We start from the raw sequence: 13,078 nt of genomic DNA, 5'->3' as shown, positions 1-13,078 counted from the left end.
GTCTTACCCTCCGAACAACGTAGTAAATAAACGCCCAGGGGCCAGATAAATATCGAGTAACTGGGACAGCGCAAACCAAATAAACACGGCGAATGGAACCGAAGCGATCAGCAACGTTTTCACACGACGCTCACCCAGCAGCCAATAACCGCCAATCAAGAATAAAATGGTTGATAACAAAAACCCGACCCACTCCAGCGCAACACTGAACAGGACAACCAATACCAATAGCTTGACCACAATCGGGAAGTCATAGCCTTTTAAAGAAAGGCGATCACCCGCATCTCGGCTCGCCGTCAAAATCAAGGCAATCGAAAGAATACCGCCTAAATAAGCCAATATGTTTGGCAACGTTTGCGCATTGAAAGGCTCGTATTCATCGCCGGGTAACATGGAAATGTCGCCCGTATAGTAACCATAGGCAGCAGACAGGCACAGAAATACCAAACCGCCAATATGATCCTTAGTAATAATCATTGGGTTCACCTTCGACGGTCCAGATGTCCGCCTATCTAGTATCTTAGGAAATAAGGAGCTTCAAACGGGGGTATAAAGTTTGAAGCTCCGAGAAAACCGCGACGAGTGTGCGATCCTTATCTTAGGAAACCTAGCTCACGCATTAGGTTACCCACAGAAACTTCTTGTGCTTCTAGGAAAGACACAAAGTCCTTACGTGGAACGAAGATTTCAGTCCAACCGTTACGATCGCGAACCGTTGCCCACTCTTCCGTAGAGTACATTTTCTCTAGCGTTGCAGCGTATTCGTCGGCTTCAGCCTCTGGTAGACCCGGTGCACCGAAGAATCCGCGCCAGTTAACGAACGATGCATCGTAACCAAGCTCTTTTAGCGTCGGAACATCTGGAGCGGTTGCGGAACGAGTGTCACCGGTAATTGCTAGGATACGAACTTCACCCGCATCCGCCAGGGCAATTGCTTCACTGAAACCAGTGGACAGTACTTGTGCGTCGCCAGACAGAATGCCAGCCATCGCTTTACCACCCGCATCGTAGGCAACGTATTTCAATTTACGTGCATCACCACCCGCTGCTTTAAATGCCATCGCAGCGACTAAGTGGTCCATGCTGCCACGTGCAGAACCGCCCGCAATCGCTACCGAGCGTGGGTCGTCTTGGAAGTCAGCGACAACGTCGTTGAAAGTTTGGTATTGAGAGTCTGTCGGTACGACAAATGCACCGTAATCACCGATCACCGCGGCAACTGGCGTTAGATCACGGAAAGACTGAGGGAAGACTTTTGTCAAAGAACGAATCACGATAGGCGTTGAGTTCACCATAAGCGTGTCGTGGCTTTGATCTGCTTTTTCAATTAGGCTTGCGATTGCTTTACCGCCACCGCCGCCAGATAGGTTTTCGTATGAGGCGCTTTCAATCAAACCAGACTTAGTTAGGGCTTCGCCCACACCGCGAGCTGTACCGTCCCAACCGCCGCCGGCGCCGCCAGGGATAAGGAAGTGAATTTCATCTACTTCTGCATAAGCATTACCCATGCAAAGTGTGGAAGCGATTGCTGCAGCCAAAAGAGTAGATTTTTTACGAGCTAAAAGCTTGGAGATCATATTGTGTCCTCATTCTTATATTTGTATTGAGAGCGTCAAATATAATCACCAATTACGCAGGAAAAAATATTGTGTACTTAAAGGCTATATGGTCCTTAAAGTGCATTTTATTCATAAAGTTCACAGGGAGACGTTTGCGTGAACTGGGTTCTCTTTAGAGCAAACTTGGTTATCATAGAATAAAAAAAAAGAGCAACATTGATATGGCAAAAGGTTTACGTGGTTTAAAACTCAAAACCCGCATGACCCTGATTCTTGGACTGATTGCATTATTGCAAACAGGGTTCGTGGGCGTTTTTGCACTGAACTATCTTAGTGAATCCCTTGAGGAACAAGTTGCTGAGCGTGCACTCAATGTCGCCAAAACCATCGCCGCCATGCCCGAAATCATTGAGGCGGTTGAGCGCGGTGACACCGGCTATTTGCAACCCGTCAGCTTAAAGCTGGCAGAGACCACCAACGCACGATTCGTGGTCATTGGTGATCGCCTTGGCATTCGTTTAGCCCACCCTACCCCCACCCGTATCGGCAAACCCATGCACGATGATGAAGGCGATTTTAATGAGCCCGCTTTGTTAGAAGGCCGCCCATATGTCCGCAAAGCCACTGGTAGCTTAGGCGCATCGATTCGAGGCAAAGCCCCTATTTTTGATCAAAAGGAAGAGACGGTGGTCGGCATTGTGTCCGTGGGATTTATGCTCGACACCGTTGATACCATCATCGCGCGCTACCGCACGACACTATGGGGCGTTATCTTCTGTGCTTTTCTATTCAGTATCCTCATCGCTATCTGGTTTTCCAATCACTTCAAGCGCGCCATTTTTGGGTTGGAACCAGAGCAGATTGGCTTATTGTTCGAGGAGCGCAACGCGACCTTAGAATCCATCCGTGAGGGCGTTATATCGATCAATGCGGAGGGGCTCATTACCACCTTTAACCAAGCCGCGGTCAACACTCTTAATTTGCCCAACAAGTCGTTGTTACTGGGTAAGCCGATTCAAGAAGTGCTGCCTGACAGCCACCTCATCGAAGTCTTAGAAGACGGTGAGCCGCAATTTGACCAAGAGTTTTGGCTGGGGGATTTATGCTTAATTACCAACCGACTTCCGGTGCAACAAGACGGTAAGATCATCGGCGTGGTATCAAGCTTTAGGCCAAAAGACGAGCTGGATATGGTCAGTCGTAAACTCACCCGTATCAAGCAATATGCGGACAGTTTACGCAGCCAAACACACGAATATTCGAATAAGCTGCACACCATCGCAGGATTAATCCAGATCGGTGCAACCAAAGAGGCGATGAACCTTATCGGTCAAGAAACCGCCAATCACCAAGCATTGATCAAGTTATTAGTCGCTGCTGTGCCAGACCCCATTTTAGCGGGCTGTCTGTTAGGCAAATACAATCGTGCTCATGAGCTGGGACTAACCTTAAGCATTGACCCAGACAGCCATATGACCGATATTCCGCCACGCATACCACGGGAGCATTTGGTCAGCATCATCGGCAACTTGTTGGATAATGCATTTGAAGCAACCTTAAAACATCACGGAGCAGGCGGCGAAATCAGCTTAACCATGACGGATTTAGGGAACGACCTCATCTTTGAAATCGAAGACCAGGGGGCGGGAATCCCCCTGACAGAACAAGAGCGCATCTTTGAAAAGGGCGTTTCTTCAAAACGAGAATCCGGCCATGGAATTGGACTACATTTAGTCTATAACCTCCTTACTCGGATTGGCGGGTACGTCACGATCGACCCTGCCGACCAAGGGGGCAGCCGCTTTACGGTGTACATTCCAAAACACGCACCGTCTAACGAGTCGGCAAAAACGATGGGAGAGAGTTCATGAGTTCCAACATACGAGTGGTCATCGCGGAAGATGATTTACAAATCGCAGAAATTCAAAAGCGTTTTTTAGAACGCATCGAAGGATTTGAGCTCGTTGGCATCGCACACGGTCTCGACGAAGCGCGCGACCTTGTCGACGTCTTAAAGCCGGAGCTTTTGTTGCTAGATGTGCATTTCCCAACGGGCACGGGCTTGGATCTTTTGCGCCATATTCGCTCAGAAGACAGTTCAACCGATGTCATCTTAATCACAGCGGCGCGCGAAACCGACACGCTCAGAGCCGCCTTACGCGGCGGTATCTTTGATTACATTCTCAAACCACTGGTATTTGAGCGATTAAAGGAAGCACTCTCCAATTACGCGACTCATCTCGCTAAGCTACGTGCCATGGAGACCTTGGCGCAAGTGGACGTGGACGAGCTGCTTCCCCGCAACGGCCAAGCGACGCCAAAACCTGTTGTCCAGCATCTTCCCAAAGGCATCGATTCACTGACGCTGAATAAAGTCATTGAAGTCGTGAACGACACCCATGAATCGCTTAACGCAGAAGATATGGGCAAACACATCAACGCCAGTCGAACCACTGCCCGACGCTACCTTGAGTACCTCGTCAGCCGCGGCGACTTGGTTGCAGAGGTCAGCTATGGCAGCGTAGGCCGACCCGAGAGACGCTATCTAACGAAAAACAAGCATCGCTAACCATAAAACAGCCCACTTAGGTGGGCTTTTTTAATGTGTATTTACAGAGTAACGATAACAATCTATGATATGAAACACATACATTTTATATATGGTTCATATCATGGGTATTATCAAAATCTCTGACGACGTACATGACGATGTGCGCCGCGCTTCACAAGTTATGTCACGATCCATCAACGCTCAGGCGGAGTTTTGGATCAAAATAGGTCGGTTAGCAGAGCGCCACCCGACCATGAGCTTCTCCGAAATCATCCAAATGGAACTGGACAAAGCCGATGCGGCCGAAGCGCATGACTCTGCCGAGCAGGTGGTAGCATGAGCGATACCGTACACATTAAATCCGCCGACGAAATCGAGCTGATGCGTGAAGCGGGCAAACTGCTTGCGCAAGTCTTTAAACATTTAGATGATTTCGTCAAAGAAGACGTCACCACTATGGCAATCAACGGCGAAGTGGATCGCTATATTCGCCAAGAACTGAACGCGCGCCCTGCGAGCCTAGGGCAATACGACTACCCATACGTACTGAATGCCTCCGTCAACGAAGTGGTATGTCACGGCATGCCCAAAGAACACTATGCCATACGACCACGTGACATCATTAACCTCGACATCACCTTGGAAAAAAATGGCTTTATTGCCGATTCCAGCAAAATGTACGTTATGCCTAACGCTGGCCCCGAAGCGCGCCGTTTAGTCAAAGCGACATACGACGCCATGTGGCAAGGCATCAGGCAAGTAAAACCAGGCGCCACGCTGGGCGACATCGGCCATGCCATTGAATCTTACGCACGAGCCCAAGGCTACAGTGTGGTGCAAGAATATTGTGGCCACGGTATTGGCCGCGACATGCACGAAGGCCCACAAGTACTCCACGTTGGCAAGCCTAGTCACGGTCTCACACTCAAACCCGGCATGACCTTCACCATCGAACCGATGATCAACCAAGGTCGAGCCAAGACCAAAACCAAGAAAGACGGCTGGACCGTCGTCACAGCGGACCGAAAGCTCTCCGCCCAATGGGAACATACGATATTGGTCACTACGACAGGGTACGAAGTATTAACCTTGCGCGACGAAGAACGAACCGTTTAGGTAGGATTTTTTGTCCTGTCATTGACTCCCGCCCTGCAGACAAACGATCATAACGCCCCCAAATGGCCCCAACAGCAAAGAGCGATTATGAACCAGCGACCCACAGCCATCCCCACTAACATCATCACCGGATTTCTCGGTGTCGGGAAAACCACGAGCATCAATGCCCTTCTTGCCAGCAAACCAGAAGGTGAATCTTGGGCCGTGTTGGTCAATGAGTTTGGTCAAGTCGGTATCGATCAAGACATGATGCCCGACCAAGAAGGCTTGCATGTAAAAGAGCTAGCCGGAGGTTGTATCTGCTGTGCAATGGGCGCTTCGCTAACGCCCACCTTAAAAGCACTGATTGAGCAAGCGCATCCCGACCGCCTGATCATCGAACCCACTGGGATCGGTCATCCTGAAGGCATTATTGACACATTAATGGGGCCATCGTTTAAAGACACGCTCGATCTACGCGCCACCGTCTGTCTACTGGACCCTCGTTCGCTGGAGTTAGAAGGAGTCGTCAACAATGAAATTTTTCACGACCAACTCAACTTGGCTGACGTCGTGATGATTAACAAATGTGACATTGCCGATCCAGAGCTGATTGAGCTGGCAGAATCCAGCCTAGGCAATATGTTCCCGCCTAAGCAGCATATTGCGCGTACCGTCAAAGGGCACATTGATCCTGCTCTGTTAGATTTGGTACGTAATGGACAGCTGAGTGCGCAATTTCCTGATGCACACAAACATGAGCATGACAACAATCATGACCACTCTCACCATGATCACGCGCATAACACATCACAGCCAGCCCTAGCAGAACGAGGAGCGCCGATTCGCAAAACAGGCCACGGCAGTGATTTGTTCAGCTGCGGCTGGATTTTTCACCGCGATGATTGTTTCGATTTCTGGGCACTGGAAGCCATTCTTAATGGCCTAGAAGATATTCAACGCATCAAAGGCGTCATTCGAATTGGCCATGCATGGGTATTTTTCAACCGTGTTAAAGACGAGCACGACTTTGATAAAGTCGCCTATCGTCGCGATAGCCGCATCGAAATCATTAGTTCGCGAGAGCTTGATTGGGAGCAAATTGAACAAGACATGCTGGCCTGCTTGTTAACGTCGTAACCCATACACCAATACATAAAAAAGGGGCGGATTCCAACGAATCCGCCCCTTTTTTATATCAGATCGCAGACCGTGTCAGAATCGCACGGCGGTACTGAAGAATAATCAATAAAATGATACAACCGATCGCCAAACACAAAGGGAACAAAACGGTTGTCACGGAGTACGCTTCAAGAGCGAGGACTGAGCAGACGTTCCTGATCACCATGATGACAAAAAACATGCGACTTTCTTCATAGGGGCGATAATACGCCTTACGAAACGTTGGACCAAAACCCAGCATATCAATCGTCGTCAAAATAATGACCGTCCATAGCGGGTCTTGCGTAACATACCACAGCGGCAATGACGCCAACGCCGCAATTAAACACCACCAGTCTGAAGGTGTGTTGGTACTATCACCTCGTTTTATATACGCCAATATAGCAATCAGAATCGTCACAAAGCCCGACAACCCAATCGGCCAAGCACCCACACCACCGTCGGCTTCCAATTGAGCAAAAAACACGATCGTCGTAGTGATCCCCCAAATCATCCAAGAAAACACATGGGGTCTAACCTGCTCTTTTAGTATTAATAGGAAATAAGGAATGAAGCCAGCCAACGCTAACACAATCGCCACACCACTCAGCGCTAATTTTATTGAGTTATCCATTGCGACCTCTCAGCTTATTATTGTCATCCCGTCATCATAGCGGATACACGGGATCCTATGCTGATCTAAAAGCGGCAATAAAGCAAAATGCCATGACGGAACCAGTAGAACACTACTCTGATTTTCAATAACCGCCCTGCAGTCTGATGAAAGGTAATACTGCACTGTGAGCCACGTAGAACTCGTATCATCCTCACTGTTTATGTCGTATTTTTGCTTTTGATAAATGTCGTATTTTTGTCTATTATTTAAACGCAATAATCGGAGGCGTATATGACCATTCAAAGCAGAATAAAGACCAGAGTTAAGCGCTCAAAACGTTCTGTTTTCATGCGCTCAGACTTCAAAGACATTGCAGACTACGATCAGGTTGGACGTGCTTTAAAACAACTTATCCGAGAAGGCTTACTCCTAAAAATCGGCTACGGCTTATACGTCAGAGCGCGCACTAACCGCATCACTGGCAAACCCATGCCTGATAATGTCGCAGGCTCTGATGGCGTCATGATTGAGGCATTAGAACGCCTCGACGTCGATTATTCATTCGACGAGGCATCACAACTAAACCTTTCAGGCAACAGCACACAAATACCTGCTCGTGTAAAAGTGATACCTAAAAGTCCACGCTTTACGCGCAAAATCAAAGTAGGAAGTCAGAGTGTCAACGAACTTCGATAGTTCTCTATTTGTTGATATTGCCGATGCTATAGGTCTTGGAAACCCAGCTATTGTTGAAAAAGATTACTATGTGGTTCAACTTCTAAAGCTCATATCCACCATTCATCTGGACTACCATCAAATCGTATTTTCAGGCGGGACAGCATTAGCAAAGTCTTCCATCAAAACATACAGAATGTCCGAAGACATTGATTTAAAGCTTATACCAAAGCCAAACTCCTCCGACCTTGTATCACGAAACTCGAAAAGAAATGCCCGTAAGGAAGCCAAGCAGCGAGTAGAAACCATACTTAAACAAAGCACCTTATTTTCTATAGAAAGCGCACCCACCGTACAAGACGAGTACCGCTATTCTGCTTTCGAAGTAAGGTACCCTCAGACTTATCAACAAGCGCCTTGCTTGAGACCCTTCATTAAACTTGAGTTGATCGAATCTATACCTCTCAGCCCTCCAGAAAAGCGGGATATTCAATCCATCTATGCAGAGGTGTTGAACGAGCAGGATCAGACGATTGAGATGGAATGCGCCGCCATCCTCGATACACAAGCAGAAAAATTAGTCTCGATGTTACGCAGAACAGCAAGTACTTACCGAGATACAAGTCGATCTGATGACGAAACCCTCATCCGACACATTTACGACACCTACCACATTCAAACCGCCAAGCCTTCTGACATAACAAAACTTGCTGCGCTGGTAGGCAAAGTGATCCAAGCAGATGTTGAGCAATACGGAAATCAGCATTCCCAGCTCGTGGACGCGCCACTTGATGAGCTTAATTACGGATTAAAACAACTTATCTGTAATCAGCTTTATGCCGAGCGCTATGAAAAATATGTCAGCCCGATGGTTTACGCTGAACAACCTGTGTCTTGGGAGGACGCTATCGATGTTTTTAGCAAGCTAACAACGGATGTACTCAACACACTAGAAGAAACATTAAACTGAAAGTCTGCAGCCTCAACGCTTTACTCAGTATCGAATGAATCGCCAAAAGAAGCTCCTCTCTTTTTTCTCTTGCCCAACGACTACCCTATTTTACCGACTAGCCCTCGTCGTGCTGACAGTTTGATTTCACTTACGGCCACGCCCAGTAAGATGATCAGTGCCGCTGCGATTTGGACGCTATCGAGTACTTCGCCGTAGAAGAGGTAGCCACCGAGTAATCCGAAAACGGGCACCAGTAAGGTCATGGGCGCAACGCTGGAGACCGAATACTTAACGATCATTTTGTTCCAGAACCAGTAGCCTAACAAAGTGGTTGGGTAGGCTTGAAAGGCCGCGGAGAATAAGACATAACCATCCAACTTCTCGGGTAGCGACAATATCGCTTCTGGCCCATGAACGCCGACGGCAAGCAAAACCAGCGGAATGGGCGCAAAGGCCATGCCCCATAGGTTGAATGCAAAGACGGCTTTGGTCCCTGAGCGTTTAAGAATAAAGCCATTGATGCTCCAAAAGACGGAGGCGCTAAGCACCAACGCCAAACCAATCGGTGTCACGGCACCGCCTTGATGATTGATGATCAGTAACAGCCCGACCAACGCCAACAATGATCCCCCTACTTTAGTTCGAGACACTTTTTCATTCAGCAAAAAGCGCCCGACGAGCAAGCTGCTGATGACACTCATATCGAGTAGTAGCGAGGCAAGCCCCACGGACACTCCCGCGTCTACAGACAGCGTCGTTAACCCCCACACGCCAACACCAAAGGTGACTCCGTACGCCATTAAATAGCGCCAAGGCACATTAGGACGACGCACAAAAAACAACAACGGAATCACCGCCAAGGTGAAGCGCAACGCCGTCAGCATCAATGGATCAATGTGATCCACACCTAACTTGATCACGCTGAAATTCAGCCCCCACAACGCCATTAACAGCACCAATAAAACACTATCTATGCGACTCATCACTCACCCTCCTATCGATCTAAGAAGTATGACGAGTACAAACATGACATAACAGATTCAATTTTTAATAAAATTAGGAGTACAATTTAATCACAGTGGTGTTTCTTGGAACCTTATATGACGTTGTATCAAACGCTTGCTCAGACCTTTATTGACGACATTCTTGCGCAGCGACGACCAGAAGGCAGCCGTTTACCCGCACTTCGTACATTGGCGCAGCAACAGGGTATTAGTCTGAGTACCGCGACGAGCGCCTACGACTATTTACAAGAAGGGGGGTGGATTTACGCGCGCCCGCAAGCGGGTTATTTTGTTGCGAGCCGAGCAACGAGTGCCTCCTTTCCACGTTTGCACAACGACACGCTCACACCTCGCGATCCTAAACGCTACGCGCCAAAACAAGGGTACAATGCTTCGATGACAGGCTTTGCCCCATTAGGTACTTCAACGCTCGCTCCTTCGCTGCTGCCAGAAAAAGCTTTGCAACGTACGATCAAGCGGATCACCCAGCGCTCTGCACAAAGCATGTTTCACTACCCAGATAACCAAGGCTTGCCAAGCTTAAGACGCGCTTTGTCACAGCACTTTCGTGATAGCCATTTGGCGTTTTCCGAACAGGATCTCCTGATCACCAACTCTTGCTTGGAGTCGGTCAGAATGTGCCTCGAAAGCATCACCAAAGAAGGAGATACGGTGGCCGTCTGTTCGCCGTGTTTTAGTGGATTATTAGATCTCTTAACCACACTTTCGCGGAAGATCATCGAAATCCCAGTTAGCCAAGAGGGAATAGATCTTGCCGCACTGGAGACGTGCTTTGCAGATCAAAAAGTCACCGCGGCGTTGCTCAGTACCACTCACATCAACCCACTTGGGATAACGCTCTCAATCGATCAAAAGCAGGCGATTGCAGCGCTGGCTGAGCGCTATCAAACACCCATCATTGAAGACGATATTTACTTTGAACTGAGTCACCAAAAGGATAAGCAGTTGCCTGCTAAATACTGGGACAAAGCCGGTTATATTCTGTGGTGTAGCTCCATCTCCAAAACACTCGCACCCGGATTAAGGCTGGGGTGGTGCTTACCTGGGCGATATTTGAAAGTGGTTCATCAGCGCCATAGCCAAACTAGCCTAGGCGTTAATAGCCTCACGCAAGCCTGTATCAGTGAGTTCATCGAAAGCGGTGACTACCGAACTCACATCAACCAAATGCGCCCTAGATTACAGCAGCAAGTCGCTCAATATCGCCATTGTTTACAAGCATTACTCCCCAGCGGCGCACAGATCAGTGCGCCCGATGGCGGATTAGTGTTGTGGATACGTGTCCCCGGCTTAGACAGCCAAGCGCTGGCTCAACAAGCCGCAGAACAGGGTTTGGATATACGCAGTGGCGCGTGTTTTAGTACTCACGCGACCTATGATGATTGCCTACGCATAAACTGCGGTTGGCCGTTAGATGAAGATGTGAATGGTGACAACGCGCGCCATCAACTGGAGAAAATATGTCATCTGATTGCAAAACACCCTTCGGTCTGCAACTCGCAACGCTGACGTTTCGGAAGGGGCATCAACTTAATGACGATCGAATCAGTAATGACTACTGAATGATTAATGACTCGGTCGATACTGACTGCCAGAGCTTTCTCACTAAATCGGATTGGCGACCGATAGACATCTTAGAAAACACACTTTTCAGTTGAATACGCGCCGTCCCGATGGAGACGCCTTTCTTCTCTGCGTACTCGGTTAATGTTAACCCTTCTGCAATCGCTACCGCGATATGCGCTTCAGCCGGCGTCAGCTCAAACAGCATTTGTATTTCTTTCACATCAAATGTCGTCGCTTCTACATCTTTTAGATACATCAAGACATATTGCAGCATGCCATTCTTCATGTAGGGCGTGAACATAATCTCAATCGCATTTTGCCCTTCTTCTTTCACCACAAGGATATGACGCTCTAAGCCACTACGCTGGCGTGGTATTTGGGACAGTATATTTCTAAAAGAATGGTGGACCGCGTTGTTCATAAAGCGCAATTGCTGATTGTGTAACGTCATACCAGAGCTGTCATGCACCAGATCTTTAGCTACTCGATTACCCCACACAACCGTTGCATTGCGATCGAGCATCATCATGCCCGTTGTCATCTGGTCCACCACGTTTTCGAGCAACGCTTGATGCTGCATAACATGTGATAATTGAGCGGTTAAGGTAAATACTTGCGTCAAATGCGGCGCTAACGCGTATAAAAAATTCTCAGTATCCGCATCATAAGGTCGGGTGTCATCGCAATGACGATGGGCCACTAAGGTCAGTAACGTGCTGTCCGGCATGGTGATATCAAGCATGATCGCCTTACCTAAACCAGCACGAGCAAGCCGCTTGAGAAACTTTCGAAAGATGGGGCAGTTTTCCGGGAAGACATCGTCATCACGGATCACTTGTAGCGGCCGGTGTGATTCAATGCATAGCCGTGGATTGTCAGCGTTATTCACCCACTTATCATGCAACGCAGAGTGCTCTAGAGAGAAGCTATCACGCGCTTCCCACTCCAAATCGGTTGTGCCCAGTTTGAGAACCTGCACTACCACACTGGCCACATTCATACGCGCTTTGACTTGATCCAATACTGAAATCCAATGCGAAGTATTGAGAGCGCATTGATACATATCAGCGAACAATTGTTGATCTTTTACGTTATGCATACTTACCCCGCTACTTGACCATCATCCATTAAGCATCGCTCGATGGATGAAAGCCAATACCTATTTGAAGGTATCTTTTCTTTTTATTTCCTTTAACTTTAGCGGTTTTTGAAAGTATGGCAACCTTATTGCTGTATGACAGGCAAACAAAAATGGCTTCTAAAAAGAAGCCATTTGATGCGAAAAGTTTGTTATTGGACGGTTACTGGTGTATTTCGTAAACGCGAACAACGACAAAACTCTCGTCGGGTGCAGCTACGACTGTCCCGGCAAATTGTGTCTTAGTGAGCCACTCATATTTTCCATTTGGTGCTTGGAAAGTCGGATTGGTCGCGATGTACCAGTCCTCAACAGGTAGCTTAGGATCATCGCTCTTATTCACCGCAACGCCGCGGTTGTCGATGACAATGTTTACCCCATCGTCAGTGGTTATAGAATACAGAGCAAAAATTTCCCAGACGCCATCGGGGCGTTCAAGTTGCCAATCTGCACCACCGGGTACGACTTTCGCTTTGAAGCCATTACGACCATGGAATTCACCACCCGTAATAGGCGCAATGCCACGCATTCCTTTCGGCGTATCGCCTACTTTTATCCACTCACCTAAGTCAACAATACCTTCCATTACCAACTCCAATTCTGGAGTGTCCACATCAGGTAAAGTGTCAAGTGTTGGACGAACAATCTCCGCAGCATAAGACGCACTGGTTAGAAAGACGGAACACCCTAACGCTAAGATCGTTGATCGAATCATAAGTAACTCCTTTTTCTATGGTTCA

At 48.1% G+C, this 13,078-nt stretch carries 14 protein-coding genes; 8 read left to right on the top strand and 6 right to left on the bottom strand.

The genetic code is table 11. From position 1 onward, the window contains the following. Window positions 1-3: 3 nt before the first annotated feature. Window positions 4-477: a tripartite tricarboxylate transporter TctB family protein gene (locus DN730_RS05490; RefSeq protein ID WP_115467108.1), complete on the bottom strand. Its 474-nt coding sequence runs from the start codon at window positions 475-477 to the stop codon at window positions 4-6. Between the two features lie 116 nt (window positions 478-593). Then, complete coding sequence (locus DN730_RS05485) at window positions 594-1,577, bottom strand: tripartite tricarboxylate transporter substrate binding protein (protein WP_115467107.1); 984 nt, start codon at window positions 1,575-1,577, stop codon at window positions 594-596. Between the two features lie 203 nt (window positions 1,578-1,780). Between DN730_RS05485 and DN730_RS05480 the strand changes: the two genes are divergently transcribed. The 5 genes from DN730_RS05480 to DN730_RS05460 all read left to right on the top strand — a co-directional run bounded on the left by DN730_RS05480 (window position 1,781) and on the right by DN730_RS05460 (window position 6,345). Next, window positions 1,781-3,430, top strand: a complete 1,650-nt coding sequence (locus DN730_RS05480; protein ID WP_115467106.1) for an ATP-binding protein — start codon at window positions 1,781-1,783, stop codon at window positions 3,428-3,430. Continuing rightward, window positions 3,427-4,128, top strand: coding sequence for a response regulator (locus tag DN730_RS05475; protein ID WP_115467105.1), 702 nt, complete (start codon window positions 3,427-3,429; stop codon window positions 4,126-4,128). Before DN730_RS05480 ends, DN730_RS05475 begins: the two co-directional genes overlap by 4 nt. A gap of 103 nt (window positions 4,129-4,231) precedes the next feature. Further along, window positions 4,232-4,450: a ParD-like family protein gene (locus DN730_RS05470; RefSeq protein WP_115467104.1), complete on the top strand. Its 219-nt coding sequence runs from the start codon at window positions 4,232-4,234 to the stop codon at window positions 4,448-4,450. After that, on the top strand, window positions 4,447-5,226 hold the full coding sequence (gene map / locus DN730_RS05465) for a type I methionyl aminopeptidase (RefSeq protein ID WP_115467103.1): 780 nt from the start codon (window positions 4,447-4,449) through the stop codon (window positions 5,224-5,226). The genes DN730_RS05470 and map overlap by 4 nt, the downstream gene beginning before the upstream one ends. Before the next feature lie 87 nt (window positions 5,227-5,313). Further along, window positions 5,314-6,345 (top strand): CobW family GTP-binding protein, encoded by a 1,032-nt coding sequence (locus DN730_RS05460; RefSeq protein WP_115467102.1) that lies wholly within the window; start codon window positions 5,314-5,316, stop codon window positions 6,343-6,345. 58 nt (window positions 6,346-6,403) lie between these two features. On the opposite strand, the gene DN730_RS05455 is transcribed toward DN730_RS05460, so the two are convergent. Next, window positions 6,404-7,000: a hypothetical protein gene (locus tag DN730_RS05455; protein ID WP_115467101.1), complete on the bottom strand. Its 597-nt coding sequence runs from the start codon at window positions 6,998-7,000 to the stop codon at window positions 6,404-6,406. Between the two features lie 273 nt (window positions 7,001-7,273). Here DN730_RS05455 and DN730_RS05450 point away from each other — a divergent pair, with 273 nt between their 5' ends. Continuing rightward, window positions 7,274-7,678 carry a DUF6088 family protein gene (locus tag DN730_RS05450; RefSeq protein ID WP_115467100.1) on the top strand — a complete coding sequence of 135 codons (405 nt, stop codon included), beginning with the start codon at window positions 7,274-7,276 and terminating at the stop codon, window positions 7,676-7,678. Next, the gene (locus tag DN730_RS05445) at window positions 7,659-8,627 is read left to right on the top strand and encodes a nucleotidyl transferase AbiEii/AbiGii toxin family protein (RefSeq protein ID WP_115467099.1); all 969 of its coding nucleotides are present in this window, start codon (window positions 7,659-7,661) and stop codon (window positions 8,625-8,627) included. Before DN730_RS05450 ends, DN730_RS05445 begins: the two co-directional genes overlap by 20 nt. Before the next feature lie 80 nt (window positions 8,628-8,707). Here the strand turns inward: DN730_RS05445 and DN730_RS05440 are convergent, their stop codons facing one another. Next, a complete protein-coding gene (locus DN730_RS05440; RefSeq protein WP_115467098.1) occupies window positions 8,708-9,592 on the bottom strand; it encodes an EamA family transporter in 885 nt (294 codons plus the stop codon). A gap of 117 nt (window positions 9,593-9,709) precedes the next feature. On the opposite strand from DN730_RS05440, the gene DN730_RS05435 reads away from it, so the two are divergent. Then, on the top strand, window positions 9,710-11,143 hold the full coding sequence (locus DN730_RS05435) for an aminotransferase-like domain-containing protein (protein WP_115467097.1): 1,434 nt from the start codon (window positions 9,710-9,712) through the stop codon (window positions 11,141-11,143). Between the two features lie 46 nt (window positions 11,144-11,189). Here the strand turns inward: DN730_RS05435 and DN730_RS05430 are convergent, their stop codons facing one another. Beyond that, window positions 11,190-12,299, bottom strand: coding sequence for a helix-turn-helix domain-containing protein (locus tag DN730_RS05430; protein WP_115467096.1), 1,110 nt, complete (start codon window positions 12,297-12,299; stop codon window positions 11,190-11,192). A gap of 202 nt (window positions 12,300-12,501) precedes the next feature. Beyond that, window positions 12,502-13,053 (bottom strand): DUF3237 family protein, encoded by a 552-nt coding sequence (locus DN730_RS05425; RefSeq protein WP_115467095.1) that lies wholly within the window; start codon window positions 13,051-13,053, stop codon window positions 12,502-12,504. Between the last annotated feature and the right edge of the window lie 25 nt (window positions 13,054-13,078).

The sequence above is a fragment of the Marinomonas piezotolerans genome, from assembly GCF_003362755.1.
GTDB lineage: Bacteria > Pseudomonadota > Gammaproteobacteria > Pseudomonadales > Marinomonadaceae > Marinomonas > Marinomonas piezotolerans.
Note: the sequence above shows the minus strand (reverse complement) of the source record. Positions and strands in the feature narration are given on the sequence as shown.

Bases quoted from the DNA above. Each gene is read 5' to 3' on its own strand.
- DN730_RS05490 (WP_115467108.1), bottom strand. From the start codon at position 477: ATGATTATTACTAAGGATCATATTGGCGGTTTGGTATTTCTGTGCCTG.
- DN730_RS05485 (WP_115467107.1), bottom strand. From the start codon at position 1,577: ATGATCTCCAAGCTTTTAGCTCGTAAAAAATCTACTCTTTTGGCTGCA.
- DN730_RS05480 (WP_115467106.1), top strand. From the start codon at position 1,781: ATGGCAAAAGGTTTACGTGGTTTAAAACTCAAAACCCGCATGACCCTG.
- DN730_RS05475 (WP_115467105.1), top strand. From the start codon at position 3,427: ATGAGTTCCAACATACGAGTGGTCATCGCGGAAGATGATTTACAAATC.
- DN730_RS05470 (WP_115467104.1), top strand. From the start codon at position 4,232: ATGGGTATTATCAAAATCTCTGACGACGTACATGACGATGTGCGCCGC.
- map (WP_115467103.1), top strand. From the start codon at position 4,447: ATGAGCGATACCGTACACATTAAATCCGCCGACGAAATCGAGCTGATG.
- DN730_RS05460 (WP_115467102.1), top strand. From the start codon at position 5,314: ATGAACCAGCGACCCACAGCCATCCCCACTAACATCATCACCGGATTT.
- DN730_RS05455 (WP_115467101.1), bottom strand. From the start codon at position 7,000: ATGGATAACTCAATAAAATTAGCGCTGAGTGGTGTGGCGATTGTGTTA.
- DN730_RS05450 (WP_115467100.1), top strand. From the start codon at position 7,274: ATGACCATTCAAAGCAGAATAAAGACCAGAGTTAAGCGCTCAAAACGT.
- DN730_RS05440 (WP_115467098.1), bottom strand. From the start codon at position 9,592: ATGAGTCGCATAGATAGTGTTTTATTGGTGCTGTTAATGGCGTTGTGG.
- DN730_RS05435 (WP_115467097.1), top strand. From the start codon at position 9,710: ATGACGTTGTATCAAACGCTTGCTCAGACCTTTATTGACGACATTCTT.
- DN730_RS05430 (WP_115467096.1), bottom strand. From the start codon at position 12,299: ATGCATAACGTAAAAGATCAACAATTGTTCGCTGATATGTATCAATGC.
- DN730_RS05425 (WP_115467095.1), bottom strand. From the start codon at position 13,053: ATGATTCGATCAACGATCTTAGCGTTAGGGTGTTCCGTCTTTCTAACC.